This window comes from Acidovorax benzenivorans (assembly GCF_028680575.1).
GTDB classification, from domain to species: Bacteria; Pseudomonadota; Gammaproteobacteria; order Burkholderiales; family Burkholderiaceae_C; genus Acidovorax; species Acidovorax benzenivorans.
In genome coordinates this window covers 93,784-117,286 of the sequence record NZ_JAPCKI010000002.1, presented here as the reverse complement: position 1 = coordinate 117,286, position 23,503 = coordinate 93,784, and the positions used below count along the sequence as shown (strand labels likewise).

Genomic DNA, 23,503 nt, shown 5'->3' with positions numbered 1-23,503 from the left:
ATTCATATGGATAGGATTTCGCCAGCATCTTGTTCAGAAAGGATCTTGCAATGCCCCTCATCCACATTGCCATGCGCGCCGGAAAGCCAGAGACCTACCGGCAAGCGATCTTCGACACGCTGTACCGCGCCATGCGGGAGACCTTCAACGTGCCCGAGGACGACCAGTTCATGACCATCACCGAGCACGAGGCCGCCAACTTCCGCTATAGCCCCACCTACCTGGGCGTGGCCCGCAGCGACGACGTGGTGTTCATCCAGATCTCCGCCAACAACACGCGCAGCCTGGAGCAAAAGAAGGCGCTGTTTGCGCGCATCGCGCAGCTGCTGGGCGAGAGCCCGGGCCTGCGGCCTGAGGACGTTTTCGTGAACATCGTTGAAGTGGCCAAGGAGAACTGGTCCTTCGGCCACGGCCTGGCGCAGTACGCATGAGGTGATGCGCAGCACCACCGGGCAGGCTTATGGGGCAAGGCCTGCCAGCAGGCGCTCCACGCTGCCCAGCACAGCCTTCACAGGCTCGCCCATCTGCACGCGCACGATGGCGCCTTCCACCACCAGCGTCACGGCCTGCGCGTCCCGCGCCCGCTGCGCGCCAGGGGGCAGCAGGATGGCCAACAGGCCGGTCATCTCACGCTTGTGGCGCTGCGCAATCTCCATCACCTCCGGCACCGTGCCGCCCAGCTCCCCCACGCTGTTGATGAAGGCGCAACCTCGAAAGTCATCGCGGCCAAACCATTCGGCCAGTGTGGCAACCAACGCATTCAGGCCTGATGCACTACCGCGCCCTGTGCCCCCATGCCGCTCCAGGGCTGCAGCGAACCAGGTGATCCAGCCTGCGTGACGGTATTCGAGGTAGGCGCAGATGAGATCGGTCTTGCTGGGGAAATGCCGGTAGAACGTGACTTTGGTGACCCCCGACTCGGCGATCACGCGGTCGATACCCGTGGCACGGATACCGTCGCGGTAAAACAGCGTGTGCGCGGTCTGCAGCAGGCGGTCGCGGGCGGGCAAGTCTTTCCAGTCAGAAGGGGGCAGAGGAATCATGCAGGCATTGTAGACAAGTCTGTCTACATACCGTTATGATGCGACGTAGACAGATCTGTCTACGCCTCATCCTTCTTCACCCCTCCTCCACAAGGTGCCGCCCATGGAATCCCGTCCGCCTCTTCCGCCCTTCTCCCTGCAAACCGCCACCCAGAAGGTGCGCCTGGCCGAAGACGGCTGGAACTCGCGCGACCCTGCACGCGTGGCCCTGGCCTACACGGAGGACACGCGCTGGCGCAACCGGGCCGAGTTTCCGCTAGGGCGTGCTGCAGCACAGCAGCTTCTGGAACGCAAATGGGCGCGCGAACTGGACTACCGGCTCATCAAGGAACTGTGGGCGTTCAGCAGCCACCGCATCGCCGTGCGGTTTGCCTACGAATGGCATGACGACGCTGGCCAGTGGTATCGCAGCTATGGCAACGAGAACTGGGAGTTCAACGACGCGGGCCTGATGGCCGTGCGCCACGCAAGCATCAACGACCGCCCCATCCAGGCGACGGACCGGCTGTTCTTCTGGCCGCTGGGGCGCAGGCCGGACGACCATGCGGGGCTGAGCGAGCTGGGGCTTTAACGCCAGGGACGCGACGTAGCCCCGCCGTCTACCGACTGGGCCACCGCATCCCAAAGCGCCTGCGCAGCGTGCCCCAGTTGCGCATGGGCTCGGTACAACCTGATCTCCAGATCCACATTCCAACTGTCGGGGCCCGCGGCCACCAGCCTGCCCGCCGCAAGGTCCGCGTCGATCAGGCTGCGCGGCAGCCAGGCAATACCCCGGCCGTCCAGCGCCATGGTCCGCAAGACGGACGCCAGATGGGCGGTGAATACGGTGTGCGTGCGATGCGCCTTGATCGCACCGTCGATGGTCTTGTGCAGGATGTTGCCCAGCCCTGATTCCACGCTATAGGTCAGCAGAGGCGCCACTGCTGCCAGGTGCTCCAGCCGGTGAAGGGCCTGGCCATCAGGCCCCGCAGCGCAAACGGGCAGCAGGACATCGGCCCCCACACCGAGCGACGGATACCCCTGTACCTCCAACGGCCCTGGCGCCTGGGCATGCGCGTGGCACAGCACAAACTGCACCTTGCTCTGGGCCAGCAGTGCCTCGCACCGGTGCAGCATGTCGGACTCCAGCTGCAGCGTTCCCGCCATGGTGTGTGCTTCAAAACTGCGCAGCCAGCCCGGCATGAAGGTGAGCGACAGGGCATGTGTTGCGGCAAAACGCAAGCTCTTGGAATTCGCTTCGGCCACGGCACGCGCCGCACCGGGCAAGCGCGCCACTTCGGCGAGTAGCTCGGGCGCCACGCCCTGAAACCAGCGCCCCGCTTCGGTGAGCCTGACCGGCTGCGTACTGCGGTCAAACAACTCTGCACCCAGCCACTCCTCCAGCGCCCGCACACGGCGGCCGAACGCGGGTTGCGTCATGTGCCGATCTTCCGCCGCGCGCGAGAAGTTTCCGACCGATGCCAACACCATGAAATCTTCGAGCCAGGAGATGTGCATAGCCGGTGCCTTGAAAGCATTGAAGAGAAGAAAAACGGCATTGGTCAAACGCTGCGCGGCTGCGGATCATACCGATCCCGACATTCGTTTCGAGACACGGAGCACCCCATGAAGATCGTTGAAATCAGAGAGAAGACCATCCCCATCAGTTCGCCCATCCGCAACGCCTACATCGACTTCAGCAAGATGACACTGAGCCTGGTGGCCGTGATCACCGACGTAATCCGCGATGGCAAACCAGTGGTGGGATATGGCTTCAACTCCAACGGCCGCTATGGCCAGGGCAAGCTGATGCGCGAGCGCTTCATCCCACGTGTGCTCGAAGCCAATCCCGACTCCCTGATCGACGACTGCGGCAAGAACCTTGACCCGCACAAGATCTGGAACGCCATGTTCACCAACGAAAAGCCCGGCGGTCATGGCGAGCGCTCGGTAGCCATCGGCACCATCGACATGGCCGTGTGGGACGCGGTGGCCAAGATTGAAGGCAAGCCGCTGTTCCAGCTGTTGGCGGACCGCTATGGCAATGGCACGCCCAACCGCAAGATCTTCGTCTATGCGGCGGGCGGCTACTACTACCCAGGCCAGGACCACGGCAAGCTCAAGGACGAGATGAAGAGCTACATCGACCGGGGCTACACGGTGGTCAAGAAGAAGATTGGCGACGCCTCGCTCGACGAGGACCTGCGCCGCATCGACTCCATCCTCAGCGTGCTGCAAGACGGCCAGAAGCTGTGCGTGGACGCCAACGGCCGCTTTGGCCTGGACACCGCCATTCAGTACGCCAAGGCGCTCTCGCAATACGACCTGTTCTGGTACGAGGAGCCTGGCGACCCACTCGACTTCGAACTGCAAGCCACGCTGCGCAATTTCTACAAGAACCCCATGGCCACGGGTGAGGACCTGTTCTCGATGCAGGACGCGCGCAACCTGATCCGCTATGGCGGCATGCGCCCCGACCGCGACTGGCTGCAATTCGACTGCGCGCTGAGCTACGGCCTGGTGGAGTACCTGCGCACGCTCGACATGCTCAAGGAACATGGCTGGTCCGCCAGCCGCTGCATTCCGCACGGCGGGCACCAGATGTCGCTGAACATCGCTGCCGGCCTGGGCCTCGGCGGCAACGAGTCCTACCCCGATTTGTTCCAGCCCTTTGGTGGCTTCCCGGACGGTGTGAAGGTAGTGGACGGCCATGTGACGCTGCCTGACCTGCCCGGCATCGGCTTCGAAGGCAAGGCCGACTTGTACGCACAGATGCAGGCGTTGTCCGCCTGATCACCGCCCCACAAACACAATAAAAGGAGACAAAGTCATGGGCATTTTGAAGCAAGGGGTTGCAGCCGCAGCCATAGGACTGGTCGCGGCCAGCAGCACCACGAGCGCGTGGGCGGAGTTCCCGGACAAGCCCGTCACGCTGGTCGTCCCGTTCTCTGCTGGAGGCCCCAGCGACAAGATCGCCCGTGACCTCGCCGAGGCTTTGCGCAAACCCCTGGGGCAGACCGTCATCGTGGACAACACCGCTGGAGCAGGTGGCACGATAGGCGCTGCCCGCGTTGCGCGCGCCGCGCCAGACGGCTACACCCTGCTGGTGCATCACATTGGCTTCTCCACCGCCCCCGCGCTGTACAAGAAGCTGCCCTACAAGACGCTGGAGGACTTTGAGTATCTCGGACTCATCAACGAAGCCCCCTCGACCCTGATCGGCAAACCCGGCCTGGCAGCCAACCACTTTGCCGATCTGCGCCAATGGATCAACGCCAACAACGGCAAGGTCAACATTGCCAACGCTGGCGTGGGTTCGGCATCGCACCTGTGCGGACTGGTCCTGCAGGCCAGCCTGCCATCGAAGATGACCTTTGTGCCCTACAAAGGCACGGCGCCCGCCATGACCGACCTGATGGGAGGACAAGTGGACCTGATGTGTGAACAGGCCACCAACGCCGTGCCCCAGATCGAGGCCAAGAAGGTCAAGGTCTTTGGCGTGACCAGCCAGCAGCGGATGGCGCTGCCTGCATTGGCGCAGACGCCCACCTTGGCGGAGGCGGGGTTGGCTGGCTTTGAGATGTCGGTGTGGCACGGGGTGTACGCCCCCAAGGGCACGCCTGCAGCCGTGCTGGCCAAGCTGAATGCGGCCATTCGCGCTGCACTCAAAGACCCCGATCTCATCCAGCGTGAAGAAGCCCTGGGGGTGCGCGTGGTGACCGATGCGCGCCTTGCGCCTGCAGAGCACAAAAAGTACGTGGAAGGCGAAATGCGCCGCTGGGCCAAGATCATCAAGGACTCTGGCGAAACTGCCGATTGATGCGTGCGACATCGCAGCAAGGGCGACCCCCTCGGCACGCCCTTGCTCTTCATCGTTGACGATGGCTCAGGTCGCGGAGCAGCTAAAGCTCTCGGCCTTGCTCGGATCACCCGTGCCGTTGTAGCGCGGGAATTGGGGGTACTCGCACACCGGGCGCTGGGCCACGGGTGTGCTGGTGCCGGGGGCGAACTTCGTGGCGACCAGCTTGTCAGGCGCCGCGCCCTTTTCCACCCAGGCGTCCATGGCGGCGAGCAGGTCGATGGAGCGCGGCTCGGTGCCCGCGCCGTCCAGGTCATGCCCGTTGGAGGGCGAAGTAACCATGCGCGCAAAGCCCCGCACCTTGCTGGCGCCCAGGCGCTGTTTCACGGTGTCGAAGTAGTCCGCCGTCCTATACAGCGACACGCAGGTGTCGCCCAGGCCGTACCAGATCAGCAGCTTGCCGCCGTTGTCGGCAAAGGCGGAAAGGTCCAGGTCGGTCGCGTCGATCATCTCGGCGAGCCGCAGGTACTGCGCCTGGTACTGCGTGGGGTCGTGGCTCAGGATGTTGGCGTTGGGGTTGCTCTCCACCAGGCGCGCGGCTTCCGTCACGGCCATGTGGTTGAACGAATCGGGCGCGTCGAAGCTGGTGCCGAACATGTACGACTGCCAGTCCGACGTGGACGCGCCGCCCCGGCCGTAGCGCGGGTAGCCCACGGCGCCGCGCGACAGGGTCACGGGCGTCTGGTGGTCGCTGTAGATGAGGCGGATGGATTCGATCTGCCCGGCGGTGAGGCAGCTGTCGTTGTCCGCGCCCTGGCACAGCAGCTCGGTGGGCACGTAGTGGCAGGCCTCGATGTTGCCGATGATGCCGTCCTTCAGGCCGTCGAGACCATCACACGCAGCGGTCTCGGCCTTGGCATACAGCGCGATCTTGGCGGGGCTCATCCAGTTGTCACGACTCTTGAAGATGTGGCGCAGCACCGTGGGGCCCAGGTTGACCTGGTGCGCCTGCTGGCTGATGGCGGGCTCCATGGCCACCACGCCGTCGTAGTCCTTGGGGTACTTCTGCGTGGAGATGAGCCCCGATCGCCCGCCGTTGGAATGGCCCATGTGATAGCGCCGCACGGGGCGTTTGCCGTAAAACTCCGTGGCGATGGCGGTGCCGACCTCCAGCACGAAGTGGTTGGCGTCGAATGCATGGTTGCGCAGCGCCACATCGCTCTTGCCCCAGGCAAAGCCGCGCACCTGGTGGCCGGAGTCGGAGCTGATCTTCACGAACGGGTTGGCCGAGGGCCCCACCAATTGCTGGTACCACGGGTCGTCGGTAGGGATGAAGCCGTCGAAGCCGCCACCACCAATGGTCAGCGTCTTGCTGTTCCACTGCGCCAGCGTGGGCAGCTCCACCGCCCAGTGGATGGTGGACTCGGGCGACGACACGATCTGCCCGCGCACGATGCAGGCATCGGGCAACGTGCCCTCGGCCTTGCGCAGCTCGGTGCGGGTGACCTTGGCGCCATGGGGCAAGGCGGTGGATGCGTAGGCCGCGCAGGCCTCGGCCAGGGGCTTGCTGGCCAGCGGGGGGTTGGCGTCGCTGCCGCCGCCGCAGGCGGTCAGGGCCAGGGCTGCCACAGCACCCAGGGTGCAGGCAGCGGTCCAGCGCCCTGCGCGTGCCAGGGAGTGAGGGTGAGGTTCGGGGTGGCGTCGGGGCGCCACGGCGAAGGGGTGTGGGTTCGGGAACATGCAAGGGTCTCCTGTTATGACGGTTCTTCAGGAGTCCAGGCTGGGCGGCGCGTGACCGGCACCGGCGACTGGACTCCGGTGCGGACGATAGGAAAAGGCGGCGTGGTTGCAGCCTCTGCAAATGCAGAGGGAGCGGGAAACTACCGAGCCCTGCAAACCCGCGCGGGGCACCCCCGCAGCCGTTCGCTACTGGTGGCGCAGCGCGGCCACCAGCTCCAGCTTGTTGCTCACGCTCAGCGCGGCATAGGCCGTGCGCAGGTAGGTGCGCGCCGTCGCGGGCGTGAGGCCCAACGTGGCCGCAATGTCTTTGTGCGAGCGGCCCTGGGCATACAGCATGGCGGCACTCAGCTCGCGCGGGGCCAGGGCTTGCTTGTGCTGGCGCGACGCCAGGCTCACCGCCACCAGTGGGCCGCAGGGCTCCAGCCGCAGGCGGCAGGCTTTGCCCACCGACAAGGTGCAGGGCGCGCCCGCCAGCGCCTGCGCCACCACCGGTGGCAGGTGGGTGCCGTTCCAGCCGGGGCTGGCCTCGCCCAGCGCCAGGCTGATGCGCAGGCCTGCGAAAAGCAACTCGCCCGACGGCCGGGCCAGGGCAAAACTATCCCACGGGCGGCCGGGCGTGTCGCTTTGCAGGCGTTGCAGACGGTGGTGCCATTGCTGCAGCAAGTGCAAGACAAACTCGCCGAACAACACGGTCTCGCCGTCCGAGAATTCCGGCCGGGTCGGCGGGCGGTAGATGGAGACAAAAAACATCAGCCCGCTGTGCGGCAGTTCGGCCGTGAGGGCCATGCAGTGGTACAGGCCATGGCGCTGGCTGAAGGCCGCCACCTCCGGGTGCTCGGGTAACGGGCCCACCACATCGCGTTCACGGATCACCACCCCCAGCTGCTGCATGGACTGAAGTCCAAACAGGTCCACCGCCGCCAGCGCATTCCACTCCTCGGCAAAGCTGCGGCTCAGGCCAATGCTGCCGTGCAGCCAGTTGCGGGGTGCCACCTGCACATCGCCCGCCGAGACCTCGCCCCACCAAGCGGAATCAAAAGGCACCAGCCCCTGCAAGGTCTGCATGGCCTGGTGCAGCAAGTCCTGCGGGGCCACCTGCTGGGCTTGCTCCGACAGCCGGAGCAGGCTGCGGCTCAGCGCGCGCAGAGGGTCAGAGGCCATGGTGTCTCCTGGTTTTTGGGGCGATGGTAGCCGCCCCACGGTGGCAACCCCAACGCTCCTGAACCCGTACTACCCGCCAAACCCCTGCGCACCCACTACCATATTGATAGCATCTCAGGCATATAGCACTAGCGCCTGAGGCCTCTGGAGCAAAAAATCAGGCCGTCAACCCGTTCACCGCCTGGAACATCGACTGCCGTGCCTGGCTGATGATCTGGCCCTTCCACGCGTCCGTGTCGGTGTAGAAGGCCGCCAGCATTTGCGCCTTGATCTGGGCAGCCTTGTCAGCCGGAGTTTCGGGGTGCAGTTGGAGCCATTGCTCGGCACGGATGGCGTTCATCACGTCGAGCACGGGCACGGTGCCGTACTCCATGGCAATGCCGGTGTATTCGGCATGGGGGCACTCGTCGTAGATCGATGTCCACATCAGGCCGGTGAGGAAGGCCGAGGTGGACGAGCCGTCGTAGATCGACGTGACCGGCGTGGCGCCGCCGCCGTCCCACCAGGCGCGCGCGCGGGCCACGGCCACGGCGTTGTCATTGCCCGCGTAGATGCGCTCGCCATGGCCGCTGGGGCCCAGGCCCGTGTGCAGGTCGATCCAGGCGATCTTCGACGCGGCCACACCGTGCTGGCGCAGCACCTGGCGCAGCGTGCGGTTGCTCCAGGTGGGCTCGGTGCCGCCAAAGAACACGCCCTGCGGAAACTCGTGCTGGCCTTGCGAGATGGCGGCCTGCCACGCGGCCTCGCCCTTGGTGGCGATGTACTCCGCCACCGCTGCCTGGTTCTCAGGGCCGGGTGGCCACTGCTCGGGCAGCAGCAGGGGCTGCACCTCGCGGTAGGCGGTGTTCACGGGCAGGGGCTTGCTGAAGTCCTGGAAGTTGCGGTTCAGGTCCACGTTCTCGTGTGTGAAGCGGCGCACGTGCGAGAAGCCATAGGGGTTGAGCGCGTGGATGTAGAGCGTGGCCACACCGGCATCGCGCGCCTTGGCGCGCCACTCGGCATCGTGCAGCGCAAACACCTGCACGCCGCTGCCGCAGTAGCCCTCGACGCCATGGCAGGCGCTGCTCACGATGAGCAGCTTTTTGGCATCGGCCGGGCCGTCGCGCACCACGTCCATGGCCAGGTCTTCGCCGTCGCGGCCCTTGAGTGGGTGGGCGTGCGATTCGATGGACAGGCCGGCGGCTGCGGCGGCCTCCAGAAACTTTGTGCGCGCCTGGGCGTAGCTGGGCGAGAAGGCTTCAACGATTCCGGTCATGGGCAGGGCTTTCAGGAGTCAGTGGGAAGACAAAAAGAAAACCCGGGCACGCGCGCTGCGCACGCCCGGGTGGAAGAGGATCAACGGCGCGCCAAGCTGCTTCAGGCCGCTTTGGCGGGCTGGGCCAGCCATTCCTCGGCCAGCTTGACCCAGTAGGTCGCGCCCAGCGGGATCAGGTCATCGTTGAAGTCGTAGCTGGGGTTGTGCAGCATGCAGGGGCCGCCGCCGTGGCCCATCTCGCGGTGGGCGCCGTCGCCGTTGGCAATGAAGCAATACGCACCGGGCTTGGCCTGCAGCATGTAGGCAAAGTCTTCAGCACCCATGGTGGGCTCCTGGGGCAGCACACGCTCTTCACCCACGATGCCGACCATGACCTTGCGGGCAAACTCGGCCTCTGCGGGCGAGTTGATGGTGGGTGGGTAGTTGCGCACGAACTCGAACTCGCACGTTGCGTCGTGTGCGGCGCAGGTGTGCTCGGCCACCTGGCGCATGCGCTTTTCAATCAGGTCCAGTACCTCCACGGTGAAGGTGCGCACAGTGCCCTGCAGCTCGACGCTGTCGGGCACCACATTGGTGGCCTCGCCCGCGTGGATCATGGTGACCGAGATCACGCCCGCGTCCACCGGCTTCTTGTTGCGGCTGATGATGGTCTGGAAGGTCTGCACCATGCCACAGGCAATCGGCACCGGGTCAATGCCCGTGTGTGGCAAAGCCGCGTGGCCGCCCTTGCCACGCAGGGTGATCTTGAATTCGCTGGTCGATGCCATCACCGGGCCGGGGCTCACGGCAAAGGTGCCCACCGGCATGCCGGGCCAGTTGTGCATGCCGTACACAGCCTGCATGGGGAACTGCTCGAACAGGCCGTCTTCGATCATCACGCGGGCACCGCCGCCGCCTTCTTCGGCCGGCTGGAAGATCAGGTACACGGTGCCGTCAAAGTTGCGGTGCTTGGCAAAGTGCTGGGCCGCCGCCAGCAGCATGGCCACATGGCCGTCGTGGCCGCAGGCGTGCATCTTGCCCTGGTGTTTGCTGGCGTGGGCGAAGGTGTTGAACTCCTGCATGGGCAGGGCGTCCATGTCGGCGCGCAGGCCAATCGCACGGCCGTTGGCGCCGCCATCGCGCCCCTTGACGATGCCCACCACGCCCGTCTTGCCCAGCCCCCGATGAATGGGAATGCCCCATTCGGTGAGCTTTTTCGCCACCACATCGGCGGTGCGCACCTCTTCGAAGCACAGCTCGGGGTGGGCGTGAATGTCCCGGCGCACCGCTGCAATACTGGCCGCCTGGGTGACGATGGAGTCAATAACGTTCATGATATGTGTCCTTACGATCTCACAGTCTAGCCCGACAGCAACACACGTGCCAACCCGGGTTATTCGCTAGCCACTCCATGATTTCTGCCCACGCCCTCGAACTTGCGCAAACCCTGGTGCGCATGAACACCGTCAGCCATAACTCCAATCTGGAGCTGATCCATTTCATCCGCGATCACCTGGCCCGGCTGGGTGTGAAAAGCCGCCTGACCTTCAACGACGACAAGACCAAGGCCAACCTGTTCGCCACCCTGGGCGAGGGCAAGCCGGCGGGCGTGATCCTCTCGGGCCATACCGACACGGTGCCGTGGGATGGTCAGGACTGGACCATGGACCCGCTGAGTGCCCTGGTCAAGGACGGCAACCTGTACGGGCGCGGCAGTGCCGACATGAAGGCCTTTATTGGCATTGCCGTGTCGCACGCAGAGCAGTTCCTGAACAGCGACGCGCCTTTTGCGGTCCATCTGGCGTTCAGCTACGAAGAAGAGATCGGCTGCTTTGGTGTGAAGGAACTCATCGCCGACCTGCGCGACGCGAACATCAAGCCCCTGGCCTGCATCGTGGGCGAGCCCACCAGCATGATCCCCGCCATCGCGCACAAGGGCGTGTACCGCTACAAGTGCTGCGTGCGCGGCAAGGAGGCGCATTCGTCCCTCACGCCGCATTCGGTCAACGCCATCGAGATGGCCGCCCGCGTGGTGGGCCGGGTGCGCGACATGGCGGAAGACTTTGAAAAGAACGAGCCCCGCTTTGAGGGCTTTGACGTGCCGTTCTCGACCAGCAGCGTGGGCCAGTTCCATGGTGGCATTGCCGACAATGTGGTGCCGCGCGACGCCGAGTTCCGCTACGAGTTCCGCGACCTGCCCACGGCCAACGCGGGGCAGATGCAGTCCGAGGTGGTGGCCTACGCCAAATCGCTGGAGCCCGCCATGAAGAAGGTGGCGCCCGGAGCGGGTTTCGAGTTCGAAACCATCTGCGAGATCCCGAGCTTTCTGGGCAGCAAGGACGACCCGGTGACGCGCCTGGCGCAGGAGCTGTCGGGCGAAAAAGGCACCACCTTGGTGGCCTTTGGCACCGAAGCGGGGCTGTTCAAGAACGCGGGCATCTCCACCGTGGTGTGTGGCCCCGGCAGCATCCAGCAGGCCCACCAGCCCGACGAGTACGTGAGCCTGGAGCAGCTGGGACGCTGCGAGGCGTTCATGCAGGGGCTAGCGCGCACGCGCACGCTGAGCTGATCGCTTTGGAGCGGCGGGGGCCGGCGCACGCCCGCCCCCCGTTCGGAATCAGGTCCTTACCCGGCCGTCCCCGGTCAGCATCGACATCTCGACAAACTTCGAGGCTGCGTGGCTGGTGCCACTGAACGACACCGGAAAGCCCGAGATCACCTGGTTGCCGATGGACTCGGTGCCGGTGATGAAGCTCTCGCGCGTGATCTTGCCGCTGGCCTGTGCCTGGCGCAGCCCTTCGGTGAAGACACGGGCGGCCAGGTAGCCCTCCATGCTGGAGTAGTTGGGCTGCACCTTGTCACCGCCCTTCTTGATGGCTTCCAGAAACTCGCGCGTGATCTGGCGTGAGGGCTGGTAAGGCGAGGGCACCACCTGAGACACCACCACCCCCGCACCGTCCTTGCCCAGCTCGTCGGCCAGCGCCTGGGTCCCCACAAACGACACGTTGTAGAACGTGCCACCAAAGCCTGCCTTGCGCGCTGCACGCACAAACGCGGCGGCCGACGCGTAGGCCGTGATCTGCACCACCGCATCGGGCGTGGCGGGTACCAGCTTGTCCACGGCCGCTTTCACGTCGGTGGAATTGCGCTCCACCGTGGCCGTTGCCACAGGTGTCAGCTTCAGCTCGGCCAGCGCACGGGTCACGCCGTCGAGCCCCGCCTTGCCGTAGGCGTCGTTCTGGTAGAACACCGCAATCTTCTTGAGTCCCAGATTGGTGAGTTGGCGCACGATGAGCGCCGTTTCGTCGTAGTAAGACGCACGCACATGAAAGATCAGCCGGTTGAACGGCTGGCGCAGCGCCTCGGCGCCCGTGAAGGGGCCAAAAAACGGCACCTTCTCCTTGGTGAACAGCGGCAGCGCGGCCAGGCTGGTAGGGGTGCCGATGTAGCCAAAGAGGGCAAACACCTCGTCGGCAATCAGCTTGCGGGTGTTCTCGGCGCAGCGGTCCGGCTCGTAGCCATCGTCCATGGTGCGGATCTCGACCAGCCGCTTGCCCACGCCGCCTTGGGCGTTGATCTGGTCAAAAAAGAGCTTGGCGCCCTGGTTGAACTGCACGCCCAGTTGGGCCGCAGGGCCGGTGAAGGCAGCCGACTGCCCCAGCACGATGCGGCCCTCGCCCTGCGCACGCGCCAGGCCAAAACCGCCCAACGCTGCAGCCCCCAAGCCCACCGAAAACTGCCTGCGCCCCAATACTGAGTGGTTCATGGTGAAATCTCTGCTCTTGTAAGAAGAAAGAAGGGGCATGCCCCTCTGCGCTGCCGGTAGGCAGCCTCCTTGGAACTGCGGCAACTTATGCATGCCCGTTCCAACCCTGAGTGCCAGTTTAACGATCAAGCCCCCGAATGCACACGCCTTCTGCCGCAAATACCCCTTCATCTGCACCGATTCTGGTGCGTGGAGCCTGCCCGCACGATTGCCCTGACACCTGCGCCCTGCTGACCACCGTGGACGAGCACGGCGTGGCCACCCGTGTGCAAGGCAACCCCGACCACCGCCACACCGACGGCGCGCTGTGCGCCAAGGTGAGCAAGTACACCGAGCGCAGCTACCACCCCGAGCGCGTGCTCACCCCGCTCAAGCGCACCGGCGCCAAAGGCAGCGGGCAGTTCGCCCCGGTCAGCTGGGACGAGGCGCTGACCGACATCGCCCAGCGCCTGCAGTCCATCGCCGCACGCGCGCCCGAGGCCATCCTGCCCTACAGCTACGCGGGCACCATGGGCATGGTGCAGGGCGAGAGCATGGACCGGCGCTTCTTCCACCAGTTGGGCGCATCGCAGCTCGACCGCACCATCTGCGCATCCGCCGGGGCCGAGGCGCTGGTGCAGACGCTGGGCGGCAAGGTGGGTATGAAGGTGGAGTTTTTTGCGCAAGCGCAGCTCATCCTGATCTGGGGCAGCAACTCCATCGGCAGCAACCTGCACTTCTGGCGCTACGCCCAGCAGGCCAAGCGCAACGGCGCCAAGCTGGTGTGCATTGACCCCCGCAAGAGCGAGACGGCCGACAAATGCCACGAGCACATTGCCCTGCGCCCCGGCACCGACGCCGCGCTGGCCCTGGCGCTGATGCACGAATTGATCGCGCACGACTGGCTGGACCACGACTACATCGCCCGCCACACGCTGGGCTGGGACCAATTGCGCGAGCGCGCCCTGCAATGGCCGCCCGAGCGCGCGGCCGAGGTGTGCGGCATTCCCGTGGAACAGATCCGCCAGCTGGCCCAGGACTATGGCACCACCCAGCCCGCCGCCATCCGCCTGAACTACGGCATGCAGCGCGTGCGCGGCGGCGGCAATGCCGTGCGTGCCGTGGCCTGCCTGCCTGCGCTGACCGGCGCATGGCGCCACCGCGCGGGCGGCGTTCTGTTGTCCAGCTCGGGCCAGTTCCCGGCGCAGCGCGCCGTGCTGCAGCGGCCCGACCTGATGCCCGCCCAGACACCACGCACCATCAACATGTCCACCATTGGCGACGACCTGCTGCGCGAGGCCTCGCCAGCCTTCGGACCGAAGGTGGAGGCCATCGTGGTCTACAACAGCAACCCCGTGGCCGTGGCACCCGACTCGGGCAAGGTGGTGCGCGGCTTTGCGCGCGAAGACCTGTTCACCGTGGTGCTGGAGCACTTTCGCACCGACACGGCCGACTACGCCGACTACATCCTGCCCGCTACCACGCAACTGGAGCATTGGGATGTGCACCTGAGTTACGGCCACACCGATGTGCTGCTCAACCGCCCCGCCATTGCACCCCAGGGCCAGGCCCGCAGCAATGCGCAGATCTTCCGCGACCTGGCTGCGCGCATGGGTTTCACCGAGCCTTGTTTTGCCGACAGCGACGAGGCGCTGTGCCGCCAGGCCTTTGGCGACGCCGTGGACTACGCATTGCTCGAATCGCAGGGCTTTGCCACGCTGGCTTTGCCCGATGCGCCGTTTGCCGAGGGCAACTTCCCCACCCCATCGGGCCGCTGCGAGTTCTACAGCGCCCGCCTGGCCGCGCAGGGCCTGGACGGGCTGCCCGACCACCTGCCCAATTACGAGCTGCAGGGCACGGATGCGCGCTACCCGCTGGCAATGATCTCGCCGCCCGCGCGCAACTTTTTGAATTCCACCTTCGTCAACGTGCAAAGCCTGCGCACCATCGAAGGCCGCCCGGTACTGGAGATCCACCCCGACGACGCCGAAGCGCGCGGCATTGCCAACGACGCCGTGGTGCGCGTCTTCAACGACCGGGGCAGCTACCTGTGCCACGCCACCGTCTCGCGCCGCGCGCGGGCCGGCGTGGTCAACGGCCTGGGCATCTGGTGGCGCAAGCTCGGGCTGAACGGCACCAACGTGAACGAGGTGACCGGCCAGGCGCTGACGGACCTGGGCCGTGCGCCGACGTTTTATGACTGCCTGGTTCAGGTGGAGGCATGCCCCACCGAGGCGGCGCTGCCCGCCTGAGCGGCTGCAGCAAACCATGAATTGCTATTAATTTCATAGCAAAAAAGGCATGCCCATTGAGCGCAGACGGCCATTTTTCTTAAGAATCCGCTGCACTCACCGCCATTGCCGCCCCAGAAACTCCGCCACCTGGTTCTCCAGCGTGGCGTGGTAGGCCACCCGGTCAAAGCCCTCGGGATTGGCGGCGGCGTCACCGGCGTCTGACACCAGGGGCCAGACCGACTGGGCCATGAACGCGAAGTGGCCAGCGCCCGGCACGGTGCTGGTGTCTGCCCGGGGCAGGTGGGCCGCCACATGCTGGCCGTGGTACTTGCCCTGCAGCACCACGTCGCGCTCGGCCATGACCACCTTCACCGGCACGGTAATGGCGGCCAGGCTCTGGGGCGTCAGGACCACGGCCATGGGTGCCAGGGCCACCACGGCGCGGATGCGGGGGTCTGCCACCGAGACCAGCGGGCCGTCCAGCGGGCCAACCGCTGAAGACGCCGAGGCCACGGGGCTGTGGGCGCCGTTGGTGCCGTTGGTGCCCTGGGCCGAAGAGAGTTTGCCCAGGCTGCAGAAACCCGGATCGTCCGAGACGCTGCGGCAATGCTGCGCGGCACGGGCCGGTTCGGCCTGCGCACCGGCCAAGGCCAGCACGGTGTAGCCGCCCGCCGAATGCCCCACGGCGGCGATGCGCTCGGCCGGAATGCGGGGGCCCCACTCGGGGCTGGCCAGCAGCGCGTCCAGCACGCGGCTCACCTGGCGGGGGCGCTCGCTGAAGTAGCGGCCCGAGGTGATCATCGACCGGTCCTCCCAGTTGTCGCCCGGGTGGCGCAGCGCCGCCACCAGATAGCCGTCGGCCGCCAGGCGCGTGGCCAGGTTGTGGTGGCCCAGTTCATGGCCGCCCGTGCCGTGCGATATGAGGACCAGGCCCTTGAGGGGTGCGGCAGCCACCGGCGCTCCCGGCGTGACCTGGGGCCGCCACGGCCCCATGGGTTGGGTGCGCGCCACGGCGGGGGAGGGATAAAACAGCGCCACGGTCACAGGCTCGGCGCCAGGGACCACCAGGGTGCGCAAACCGGCATGCTGCGCCGATGCAGGCGTTGCCCAGGCCAGGAGCGTCACCAGGGCCGCCAGCAGCGGAGCGCGGGCTGCCCGCCATGTGGAGTGGAGGGCCAGGATGAGGGTCACGGTGCGCCTTTCGTCAAATGCCGCCCAGGGAGGCGGCTTGACGGCACTGTAGGCGGCGCTGGTGGCGGGCTCCAGCACCCTGCGACGAAACGCCGCTGCGCGGCGCGAAATGCAGCGCAGGAGATGCGAGCGTATGCCCGCCCTCCCCTCCCCTCCCCGCCCCGCAGCCGGTTACAGCGCGGCTTCTAGGATGCGTCGGCTCACGGCAGGCGTGATCTCGCGCTGCTCGCCCAGCGTCACCATGCCGTGCGCTTCGAGCTGCGCCACCACGGTGCCGACCACCTCGGCGCCCAGGCCGTAGCCCGAAAGACGGGTGGCGATGCCCATGCTTTCAAAGAAGTCGCGCGTGCGCTCGATGGCGGCGGTGATGCGTTCGTCCTCGCTGCCCGTGGTAATGCCCCACACGCGCTCGCCGTACTGCAGCAGCTTGGCGCGCTTGGCAACCCGGCGCTCGTTCAGCAGCGCGGGCAGCACGATGGCCAGCGTGCGCGCGTGGTCGATGCCGTGCAGCGCCGTCAGCTCGTGGCCGATCATGTGCGTGGCCCAGTCCTGCGGCACGCCCGCGCCGATCAGGCCGTTGAGAGCCATGGTGGCGGCCCACATGAGGTTGGCACGGTCGTCGTACACGGGCTCAGGCGCCGCCAGCAGGCGCGGGCCGATCTCGATCAGCGTCTGCAGGATGCCTTCGGCAAAACGGTCCTGAACCGGTGCATTCACGGGGTAGGTCAGGTACTGCTCCACCGTGTGCACAAACGCATCGACCACGCCGTTGGCCAGCTGCTGGGGCGGCAGGGTGTAGGTCTTGGTGGGGTCGAGCACCGAGAACACCGGGTAGGTGTGCACGCTGCCAAACGACAGCTTGGCGCCCTTGGCGCGGTGGGTGATGACGCCGCCGTTGTTCATCTCCGAACCCGTGGCTGGCAGCGTGAGCACAGCGCCAAACGGCAGGGCGCCCTTGATGTTGCGGCCGTGCTTTTCGAGGATGACCCAAGGGTCATCGCCCTCGAAGCGGACAGCGGCGGCGATGAACTTGGTGGCGTCAATCACCGAACCACCCCCCACGGCCAGCAGAAAGTCGAACCCGCCTTCGCGGATTTGCGCCACGGCCTTCATGGAGGTTTCGTAGCTCGGGTTGGGCTCGATGCCGCTGAAGGTGGCGTGCTGGCGCTCGCCCAGCGCCGCGCGCACCTCGGCCAGGGTGCCGGTCTTTTCGGCACTGGCGCCACCCACCAGGATCAGCACCTTGGCGCCAGCGGGCACCAGCTTGGCCAGGTCAGCAATGCGGCCTTGGCCGAAAGCGATGTGGGTGGGGTTGTGGAAGTCGAAATTCAGCATGGTGTTTCTCCGTGGGGTGGCGGCCCCATCGCGGGGGATGGCGGGCCGCATGCAGGGCGAGATTGTGCGTCGCCCCCGCCCGCCGCGCCGGTCGCGCGTGCGATAGCCCTACCCCGAAGCGCCGGTTGGCAACGGCCCGGCGTGGGGCTGGTCGGGTGCCCTGCGCATCAGCGCCTGCAACCGCTCGGCCATGAAGTCTCGCAGCGCGCGCACCAGCGGCGTGAACTGGCGGCGGCTGGGCGCCACCAGGAAGAGTGGCACGGCCTCGGTGGTCCAACCGGTGCACAGCGGCACCAGACGGCCTGCCGCCAGATCGTCGGCCACGTCGAAGTACGACTTGTAGGCAATGCCCCGACCCAGCACGGCCCAGCGGCGCACCACATCGCCGTCGTTGGCCACGTTGCGGCTGCGCACGCGCACCACCACCTCGCGGCCCGCAGCGTCCCAAAAGTGCCACCGGTCGTGTACGTCCTCACCGAGCATGAAGCACAGTCCGTCGTGCTCAGTCAGCGCGTGGGGCGTGTCGGGTGCGCCGTGGGCCTGCAGGTAGTACGGTGCGGCGCACAACACGCGTCGGTGCTCGGCCGCCAACGGCAGCGCCACCAGGCTGGAGTCCTGCGGCTTGCCATAGCGGAAGGCGGCATCCACCGGCTCGCTGTAGACATTGGCCACACGGTCCGAGAGCTGCAGGCGGATATCGACGCCGGGGTGTTGGGCCTGGAACGCATCCAGCCACGGCAGCAGCACGTTGCGTCCCAGATCGGACGGCGCAGCAAGCTGCAGCGTGCCACGCAACCCACCCGCGTGGCCACCGGCCAATTGCCCCTGCACCTGCTGCAGCGACACCAGGGCCGGGCGGCAATGCTCCAGGAACAGGGCGCCCTCCTGGGTGAGGCGCAGGCTGCGCGTGGAACGCACGAACAGCGACACGCCCAGCTCGGCCTCCAGCCGCTTGAGCGCGGCGCTGGCGGCGGCGGGCGTGATGTCCAGCGCGCGGGCCGTGGCAGACAGGCTGCCACTGTCCACGGTGCGCACGAAGATGTCGAGGTCCTTCAAGCTTTTCATGGGGGCTCCGGGTGTGGCGGGCTCCATCGCGGAGTGCGATGAGAAGCAAAGGCGCACCGCACGCGCCATTTTCAAACATTGCTTGAAGATCTATTCAAAGGATGATCCATTTAAAAAGAAACCGATCAAGTCAATCATTCGGGCATCTGTTCGGTTTGTTTTCTTTTGACCCAGGACCTTTTCATGAAAGCCATTGGCTACCTCCACGCTGGCCCCATCGGGCGCGCCGACTCGCTGATCGACATCACCCTGCCTGACCCGACGCCCACGGGCCGTGACCTGCTGGTGGAAGTGCGCGCGGTGTCAGTGAACCCCGTGGACACCAAGGTGCGCAACAGCAGCTCGCGCAGCGGCGATGGCCCCGACTACAAGGTGCTGGGCTGGGACGCCAGCGGCGTCGTGCGTGCCGTGGGCCCCAACGTGACGCTGTTCCAGCCCGGCGACCGTGTCTGGTATGCGGGCTCCATCGCGCGCCAGGGCACCAACAGCGAGCTGCACCTGGTGGACGAACGCATCGTGGGCCATGCGCCGAAGTCGCTGGACTTTGCCGAGGCGGCTGCGTTGCCCCTGACCGCCATCACCGCCTGGGAGATGCTGTTCGACCGGCTGGGCGTGGCGCCCGGCAAGCAGCCGAGCCACAAGACATTGCTCATCATCGGCGCCGCCGGTGGTGTGGGCTCCATCCTCACGCAGTTGGCAGCGCGGCTGACCAGCCTGACCGTGATCGGCACCGCATCACGCCCCGAAACGCAGGCCTGGGTGCGCGAGCTGGGCGCCCACCATGTCATCGACCACAGCCTGCCGATCACGCAGGAGCTGGCCCGCATCGGCCGCCCCACGGTGGACATCATCGTGAGCCTCACGCAAACCGACGCGCACTTCGACCAGATCGTGGAGGCCATTGCACCGCAAGGCCAGTTCGGACTGATCGATGACCCGGTGTCGCTCGACGTGACGAAGTTCAAGCGCAAGTCGGTGTCCGTGCACTGGGAGCTGATGTTCACGCGCGCCCTGTTCGGCACCGCCGACATGATCGGCCAGCACCGGCTGCTGAACGAGGTGGCGCAGTTGGTGGACGCGGGGCTGATCCGCACCACGCTGGACCAGCGGCTGGGGGGCATCAACGCCGATAACCTGAAGCGGGCGCATGCGCTCATCGAAAGCGGCAAGGCGCGGGGCAAGCTGGTGCTGGAGGGGTGGAACTGAGCGCCCCAGGACCACATGAACAGAACGGGGTGGCGGCAGGGGCATGGGGGCGTGGGTAGCGGTTTGTTTATTGGCACGAATTACTGTGTTTAAAACCAGTAACTCATGTATAAAACAAGGTCAACAACCTGACCAGGAGTCCCCATGCTCGACCACATGACTTTCCGCGTGACCGACATTGCCCGCGCCAAGGCGTTCTACAGTGCCGCCCTCGCACCACTGGGCTACAGCCTGTCTTTTGAAGGCAATTACGGCATGAACATTCTGGGCTTTGCCTACCCGGATGCGTCCGAGCCCGACGGCAAAAAGGCCGATGTGTGGTTCATCGACGGCCCCTCGCCCTACGGCGGACCGCCTGCCACCACAGGCTGCCACCTGGCATGGCGGGCTGCAACACAGGCCCAGGTCGATGCCTTTTACCGCGCCGCCATGGAAGCCGGAGGCAAGGACAACGGAGCCCCCGGCCTGCGGCCTGACTACCACCCGCACTACTACGGCGCGTTTGTCATCGACCCCGAAGGCAACAACATCGAGGCGGTGTGCCACCAGCCTGCGTAGGCCAGCAGCCTGCGAGGGCAGAGGTGGCTGGGCCCGGTAAAGCGTGGAGCCTGTGGACGATCTCCCAGGGGTCGCCTGGGGCCCTGTGATCAGTCCAGCTTCACGCCTGCTGCCTTGATGATCTCGCCCCAGCGCTTGGACTCGGCGCGCGCCATCGCACGGAACTGCTCGGGCGTGCCGGGCAGGGCTTCCATGCCGAAGTCGTTCATGCGTTTGACCACGGCGGGGTTGAGCAGGGCCTTGTTCAGGTCGCCGTTCAGGCGCGCCGTTATGGCCGCAGGCAGGCCAGCGGGCGCCAGGATGCCCTGGAACGCGAACACCTCGGTGTTGGGCACACCGGCCTCGGCCAACGTGGGCACGTCTGGCAGCGCGGCCACGCGCTTGGCGGAGCCGATGGCCAGCGCGCGCACCTTGCCCGAGGTGATCACGGGCAGGCCAGCCGCCAAGTCCAGGAACATGCAGGGCACCTGGCCACCCATCACGTCCTGCAGCGCAGGCGCGGCGCCCCGATAGGGGATGTGCGTGAGGAAGGTCTTGGTGCGGTTCTTGAACATCTCCATCGCCAAGTGGTGCGGCGAGCCGTTGCCGGGCGAGGCGTAGTTGAGCTTGCCGGGGTTTGCGCGGGCGTAGGCCAGGAATTCTTTCACCGTCTTGGCTTCAAACGCCGGGTGCACCACCAGCGCCAGCGGAAAGCGGCTGATGCCGCCCACGTAGGTGAAGTCCTTTTCGGGGTTGAACGGTAGCTTGGTGAACAGGTGCTCGTTGTAGGCCAGCACGGCGTTGTCGGCCGACATGAAGGTGTTGCCGTCGGCCTTGGCCGTGGCGACCATCTGCGCGCCGATGTTGGTGGAGGCGCCGGGGCGGTTGTCCACCACGATCTGCTGGCCCAGCGTCTGGCGCATGGCTTCGGCCACGGTGCGCGCCAGCACGTCGGTGCCGCCACCAGCCGGGTAGGGCACCACCCAGCGCAAGGGCTGGTCGGGCCAGGTTGATTGGGCAGTGGCCCAGGGCGCAGCGGAGGCGGCGCCAGCGGCGGCCAGGGCGGACAAGAGGGTTCTGCGTTGCATGGGGTTGTCTCCGATAGATAACTATTGAATTGATAGCTACTAGCGCTTATCTAATAAGCGCTAGAGCCTGTTTTTGCTTGTATTTTTTTGCCCAACGACGACTACGCCCTCACACTTTGCGCCCGTCGAGAGCCATCTCCCGCAACGCCCAGGCGTCGACAAGCCCAGCGCGAACGGGTGGGATGGAACGACCCGCGTGTGGGGTGCGCGGTTCAGCTATTCAACCGATCAGCTGTCGGCGCTTTAGACCGCAGGGGCTGCGATGGCTTGGTCAATGGCGCCGAAGATGCTCGCACCGTCCTTGCCCTTGACCTCGATGCGGATGGTGTCGCCAAACTTCATGAAGTCGGTGCTGGGTTGGCCATCCTGAATCGTCTCGATGCAGCGCTTTTCAGCGATGCAGCTGTAGCCCTTGGGCCATTCGGTGCGGCCGCTGGCGTCGGTCACGCCCTTGTTGCTCACGGTGCCGCTGCCGATGATGGAACCGGCGCGCAGGTTGCGCGTCTTGGCCACGTGGGCAATCAGTTGGCCAAAGTGGAAGGTCATCTCAGGGCCGGCGTCGCACATGCCGACCTTGCGGCCGTTCCAGGTGGACTGCACGGTGAGGTTCACGCGGCCGTGGTCCCAGGCGTCGCCCAGCTCGTCCAGCGTCACGGCCACGGGGCCGAAGGCGGTGGCGGGCTTGGATTGGAAGAAGCCGAAGCCCTTGGCCAGCTCGGCCGGGATCAGGTTGCGCAGGCTCACATCGTTGGCAATCATCACCAGGCGGATGCCGTCCAGCGCCTGGTCGGCGTTGGTGCCCATCTTCACGTCACCAGTCACTACCGCGATCTCGGCCTCAAAGTCGATGCCCATGGCTTCGCTGGGCACCACCACGTCGTCGCAGGGGCCGATGAAGTCATCGCTACCGCCCTGGTACATCAGAGGGTCGGTGTAGAAGCTCTCGGGCACTTCGGAGTTGCGTGCTTTTCGCACCAATTCGACGTGGTTGATGTAGGCCGAGCCGTCAGCCCATTGGTAGGCGCGTGGCAGCGGGGCCATGCACTGGGCCGGGTCGAACGGGAACGCGTGGCGCGCGCGGCCGCTGTTGAGCTGGTCATACAGGTCCTGCAGCTGGGGCGAAATGAAGCCCCAGTCGTCCAGCACCTGCTGCATCTTGCTGGCAATGCCGGTCGCATAATGGGCCGTGCCCAGGTCGCGGGAGACGACAACCAGTTGGCCGTCGCGCGAGCCGTCTTTGTAGGTAGCGAGTTTCATGGTGGCAGGACCTTTGTCTCAAGGGGTTGAAAGTCTTCACCCAACACGAATTACGCTTGGGTAAATTGATTTAACTAAACAAAACTCGCAAATTTTAGTGCACATGGACAAAGAACGTGCAGGAATTCAGTCGGTCGAGGTGGGTTTTGCCCTGCTGGAGGGGCTGACGCGCTCGCGCGGACCGCTGATGCTCAAGGATGTGGCCGCCTCGGCGGGCATGAGCGCAGCCAAGGCGCACCGGTATCTGGTGAGCTTTCAGCGCCTGGGCCTGGTCACGCAAGACCCACGCACCGCACGCTACGACCTCGGCCCCGCCGCACTCAAGCTGGGCCTAGCGTCGCTGACGCGGCTCGATGGCGTGCGCCTGGCCCGTGAACGCATGCCCGCGCTGATGGAAACCATCGGCCATACGCTCGCGCTGGCGGTGTGGGGCAACCACGGCGCCACCATCGTGCACTGGGAGGAGTCGCCCCAGGCCGTCACCGCCAACCTGCGCCTGGGTGACGTGATGCCGTTGCTGTCGTCGGCCACCGGCCGGTGTTTTGCGGCCTTCATGTCGCCCGAGGTGGTGGCGCCGCTGCTGAAAGAGGAACTGGCCCGCGCCGTCAAGATGCGCCGTACCGACCTTCCCGCGACCATGGCCGAGGTGAACACTCTGCTGGCCGAGGTGCGCACGCGCGGCGCGGCCCGCGTGGTGGACACGCTGCTGCCCGGCATCGTCGCCTTCTGCGCGCCGGTGTTCGACGCCGACGGCCACCTGGAGCTGGGCATCACCACGCTGGGCTCCATCGCCACGTTCGACCCCGAATGGGATGGCGCCATCGATGCCCCGCTGCGCGCTGCCGCCGCCCAGCTGTCCAGCGATCTGGGCGCGGGCAGCGCCTGACGG

Annotated in this window: 21 protein-coding genes; 9 read left to right on the top strand and 12 right to left on the bottom strand. The window is 66.0% G+C overall.

The features are described 5' to 3' along the window. The first annotated feature begins 50 nt into the window (after positions 1–50). Complete coding sequence (locus OIN59_RS03985) at positions 51–431, top strand: tautomerase family protein (RefSeq protein ID WP_274107318.1); 381 nt, start codon at positions 51–53, stop codon at positions 429–431. Positions 432–458: 27 nt separating this feature from the next. On the opposite strand, the gene OIN59_RS03980 is transcribed toward OIN59_RS03985, so the two are convergent. Then, positions 459–1,043 (bottom strand): TetR/AcrR family transcriptional regulator, encoded by a 585-nt coding sequence (locus tag OIN59_RS03980; protein WP_274107316.1) that lies wholly within the window; start codon positions 1,041–1,043, stop codon positions 459–461. A 103-nt stretch (positions 1,044–1,146) separates the two neighbouring features. Here OIN59_RS03980 and OIN59_RS03975 point away from each other — a divergent pair, with 103 nt between their 5' ends. Beyond that, a complete protein-coding gene (locus OIN59_RS03975; protein ID WP_274107314.1) occupies positions 1,147–1,614 on the top strand; it encodes a nuclear transport factor 2 family protein in 468 nt (155 codons plus the stop codon). Here the strand turns inward: OIN59_RS03975 and OIN59_RS03970 are convergent. After that, on the bottom strand, positions 1,611–2,540 hold the full coding sequence (locus OIN59_RS03970; RefSeq protein ID WP_274107312.1) for a LysR family transcriptional regulator: 930 nt from the start codon (positions 2,538–2,540) through the stop codon (positions 1,611–1,613). The two genes, OIN59_RS03975 and OIN59_RS03970, sit on opposite strands and share 4 nt — an antisense overlap. A 108-nt stretch (positions 2,541–2,648) precedes the next feature. Between OIN59_RS03970 and OIN59_RS03965 the strand changes: the two genes are divergently transcribed. Together OIN59_RS03965 and OIN59_RS03960 are read left to right on the top strand one after the other, a co-directional pair. Further along, on the top strand, positions 2,649–3,815 hold the full coding sequence (locus tag OIN59_RS03965) for a mandelate racemase/muconate lactonizing enzyme family protein (RefSeq protein WP_274107310.1): 1,167 nt from the start codon (positions 2,649–2,651) through the stop codon (positions 3,813–3,815). Positions 3,816–3,852: 37 nt separating this feature from the next. After that, positions 3,853–4,842 carry a tripartite tricarboxylate transporter substrate-binding protein gene (locus OIN59_RS03960; RefSeq protein WP_274107308.1) on the top strand — a complete coding sequence of 330 codons (990 nt, stop codon included), beginning with the start codon at positions 3,853–3,855 and terminating at the stop codon, positions 4,840–4,842. A gap of 66 nt (positions 4,843–4,908) precedes the next feature. On the opposite strand, the gene OIN59_RS03955 is transcribed toward OIN59_RS03960, so the two are convergent. The 4 genes from OIN59_RS03955 to OIN59_RS03940 all read right to left on the bottom strand — a co-directional run bounded on the left by OIN59_RS03955 (position 4,909) and on the right by OIN59_RS03940 (position 10,290). Then, the gene (locus tag OIN59_RS03955) at positions 4,909–6,561 is read right to left on the bottom strand and encodes a tannase/feruloyl esterase family alpha/beta hydrolase (protein WP_274107306.1); all 1,653 of its coding nucleotides are present in this window, start codon (positions 6,559–6,561) and stop codon (positions 4,909–4,911) included. A gap of 186 nt (positions 6,562–6,747) precedes the next feature. Beyond that, positions 6,748–7,722 carry a helix-turn-helix transcriptional regulator gene (locus tag OIN59_RS03950; protein WP_274107304.1) on the bottom strand — a complete coding sequence of 325 codons (975 nt, stop codon included), beginning with the start codon at positions 7,720–7,722 and terminating at the stop codon, positions 6,748–6,750. A 157-nt stretch (positions 7,723–7,879) separates the two neighbouring features. Next, positions 7,880–8,977, bottom strand: coding sequence for a M14 family metallopeptidase (locus tag OIN59_RS03945; RefSeq protein ID WP_274107302.1), 1,098 nt, complete (start codon positions 8,975–8,977; stop codon positions 7,880–7,882). A gap of 101 nt (positions 8,978–9,078) precedes the next feature. Next, positions 9,079–10,290 (bottom strand): M20 aminoacylase family protein, encoded by a 1,212-nt coding sequence (locus tag OIN59_RS03940; protein WP_274107300.1) that lies wholly within the window; start codon positions 10,288–10,290, stop codon positions 9,079–9,081. Between the two features lie 77 nt (positions 10,291–10,367). Here OIN59_RS03940 and argE point away from each other — a divergent pair, with 77 nt between their 5' ends. Next, positions 10,368–11,525 (top strand): acetylornithine deacetylase, encoded by a 1,158-nt coding sequence (gene argE / locus OIN59_RS03935; protein WP_274107298.1) that lies wholly within the window; start codon positions 10,368–10,370, stop codon positions 11,523–11,525. A gap of 48 nt (positions 11,526–11,573) precedes the next feature. Here the strand turns inward: argE and OIN59_RS03930 are convergent, their stop codons facing one another. Beyond that, on the bottom strand, positions 11,574–12,722 hold the full coding sequence (locus OIN59_RS03930; protein ID WP_274107296.1) for an ABC transporter substrate-binding protein: 1,149 nt from the start codon (positions 12,720–12,722) through the stop codon (positions 11,574–11,576). A 137-nt stretch (positions 12,723–12,859) separates the two neighbouring features. Between OIN59_RS03930 and OIN59_RS03925 the strand changes: the two genes are divergently transcribed. Next, on the top strand, positions 12,860–14,953 hold the full coding sequence (locus tag OIN59_RS03925) for a molybdopterin-containing oxidoreductase family protein (RefSeq protein ID WP_274107294.1): 2,094 nt from the start codon (positions 12,860–12,862) through the stop codon (positions 14,951–14,953). A gap of 96 nt (positions 14,954–15,049) precedes the next feature. Here the strand turns inward: OIN59_RS03925 and OIN59_RS03920 are convergent, their stop codons facing one another. The 3 genes from OIN59_RS03920 to OIN59_RS03910 form a co-directional block, all read right to left on the bottom strand. Further along, positions 15,050–16,126 (bottom strand): alpha/beta hydrolase family protein, encoded by a 1,077-nt coding sequence (locus OIN59_RS03920; protein ID WP_274107292.1) that lies wholly within the window; start codon positions 16,124–16,126, stop codon positions 15,050–15,052. Positions 16,127–16,297: 171 nt separating this feature from the next. Beyond that, positions 16,298–17,461, bottom strand: a complete 1,164-nt coding sequence (locus tag OIN59_RS03915; protein WP_274107290.1) for an iron-containing alcohol dehydrogenase — start codon at positions 17,459–17,461, stop codon at positions 16,298–16,300. 108 nt (positions 17,462–17,569) lie between these two features. Further along, positions 17,570–18,526 carry a LysR family transcriptional regulator gene (locus tag OIN59_RS03910; RefSeq protein WP_274107288.1) on the bottom strand — a complete coding sequence of 319 codons (957 nt, stop codon included), beginning with the start codon at positions 18,524–18,526 and terminating at the stop codon, positions 17,570–17,572. Between the two features lie 183 nt (positions 18,527–18,709). Between OIN59_RS03910 and OIN59_RS03905 the strand changes: the two genes are divergently transcribed. Together OIN59_RS03905 and OIN59_RS03900 are read left to right on the top strand one after the other, a co-directional pair. Continuing rightward, on the top strand, positions 18,710–19,732 hold the full coding sequence (locus OIN59_RS03905; RefSeq protein ID WP_274107286.1) for a zinc-binding alcohol dehydrogenase family protein: 1,023 nt from the start codon (positions 18,710–18,712) through the stop codon (positions 19,730–19,732). A 144-nt stretch (positions 19,733–19,876) separates the two neighbouring features. Further along, the gene (locus tag OIN59_RS03900) at positions 19,877–20,290 is read left to right on the top strand and encodes a VOC family protein (protein ID WP_274107284.1); all 414 of its coding nucleotides are present in this window, start codon (positions 19,877–19,879) and stop codon (positions 20,288–20,290) included. Positions 20,291–20,379: 89 nt separating this feature from the next. Here the strand turns inward: OIN59_RS03900 and OIN59_RS03895 are convergent, their stop codons facing one another. Both OIN59_RS03895 and OIN59_RS03890 read right to left on the bottom strand, forming a co-directional pair. After that, a complete protein-coding gene (locus OIN59_RS03895; protein WP_274107282.1) occupies positions 20,380–21,357 on the bottom strand; it encodes a Bug family tripartite tricarboxylate transporter substrate binding protein in 978 nt (325 codons plus the stop codon). Positions 21,358–21,600: 243 nt separating this feature from the next. Further along, positions 21,601–22,614, bottom strand: a complete 1,014-nt coding sequence (locus OIN59_RS03890) for a fumarylacetoacetate hydrolase family protein (protein ID WP_274107280.1) — start codon at positions 22,612–22,614, stop codon at positions 21,601–21,603. A gap of 103 nt (positions 22,615–22,717) precedes the next feature. On the opposite strand from OIN59_RS03890, the gene OIN59_RS03885 reads away from it, so the two are divergent. Beyond that, positions 22,718–23,500 (top strand): IclR family transcriptional regulator, encoded by a 783-nt coding sequence (locus tag OIN59_RS03885; RefSeq protein WP_274107278.1) that lies wholly within the window; start codon positions 22,718–22,720, stop codon positions 23,498–23,500. The last annotated feature ends 3 nt before the right edge of the window (positions 23,501–23,503 follow it).

Coding starts and splice junctions, on each gene's coding strand:
- OIN59_RS03940 (WP_274107300.1), bottom strand. CDS start 10,290: ATGAACGTTATTGACTCCATCGTCACCCAGGCGGCCAGTATTGCAGCG.
- OIN59_RS03975 (WP_274107314.1), top strand. CDS start 1,147: ATGGAATCCCGTCCGCCTCTTCCGCCCTTCTCCCTGCAAACCGCCACC.
- OIN59_RS03970 (WP_274107312.1), bottom strand. CDS start 2,540: ATGCACATCTCCTGGCTCGAAGATTTCATGGTGTTGGCATCGGTCGGA.
- OIN59_RS03980 (WP_274107316.1), bottom strand. CDS start 1,043: ATGATTCCTCTGCCCCCTTCTGACTGGAAAGACTTGCCCGCCCGCGAC.
- OIN59_RS03945 (WP_274107302.1), bottom strand. CDS start 8,977: ATGACCGGAATCGTTGAAGCCTTCTCGCCCAGCTACGCCCAGGCGCGC.
- OIN59_RS03905 (WP_274107286.1), top strand. CDS start 18,710: ATGAAAGCCATTGGCTACCTCCACGCTGGCCCCATCGGGCGCGCCGAC.
- argE (WP_274107298.1), top strand. CDS start 10,368: ATGATTTCTGCCCACGCCCTCGAACTTGCGCAAACCCTGGTGCGCATG.
- OIN59_RS03895 (WP_274107282.1), bottom strand. CDS start 21,357: ATGCAACGCAGAACCCTCTTGTCCGCCCTGGCCGCCGCTGGCGCCGCC.
- OIN59_RS03960 (WP_274107308.1), top strand. CDS start 3,853: ATGGGCATTTTGAAGCAAGGGGTTGCAGCCGCAGCCATAGGACTGGTC.
- OIN59_RS03955 (WP_274107306.1), bottom strand. CDS start 6,561: ATGTTCCCGAACCCACACCCCTTCGCCGTGGCGCCCCGACGCCACCCC.
- OIN59_RS03885 (WP_274107278.1), top strand. CDS start 22,718: ATGGACAAAGAACGTGCAGGAATTCAGTCGGTCGAGGTGGGTTTTGCC.
- OIN59_RS03910 (WP_274107288.1), bottom strand. CDS start 18,526: ATGAAAAGCTTGAAGGACCTCGACATCTTCGTGCGCACCGTGGACAGT.
- OIN59_RS03950 (WP_274107304.1), bottom strand. CDS start 7,722: ATGGCCTCTGACCCTCTGCGCGCGCTGAGCCGCAGCCTGCTCCGGCTG.
- OIN59_RS03965 (WP_274107310.1), top strand. CDS start 2,649: ATGAAGATCGTTGAAATCAGAGAGAAGACCATCCCCATCAGTTCGCCC.
- OIN59_RS03930 (WP_274107296.1), bottom strand. CDS start 12,722: ATGAACCACTCAGTATTGGGGCGCAGGCAGTTTTCGGTGGGCTTGGGG.
- OIN59_RS03925 (WP_274107294.1), top strand. CDS start 12,860: ATGCACACGCCTTCTGCCGCAAATACCCCTTCATCTGCACCGATTCTG.
- OIN59_RS03985 (WP_274107318.1), top strand. CDS start 51: ATGCCCCTCATCCACATTGCCATGCGCGCCGGAAAGCCAGAGACCTAC.
- OIN59_RS03915 (WP_274107290.1), bottom strand. CDS start 17,461: ATGCTGAATTTCGACTTCCACAACCCCACCCACATCGCTTTCGGCCAA.
- OIN59_RS03890 (WP_274107280.1), bottom strand. CDS start 22,614: ATGAAACTCGCTACCTACAAAGACGGCTCGCGCGACGGCCAACTGGTT.
- OIN59_RS03900 (WP_274107284.1), top strand. CDS start 19,877: ATGCTCGACCACATGACTTTCCGCGTGACCGACATTGCCCGCGCCAAG.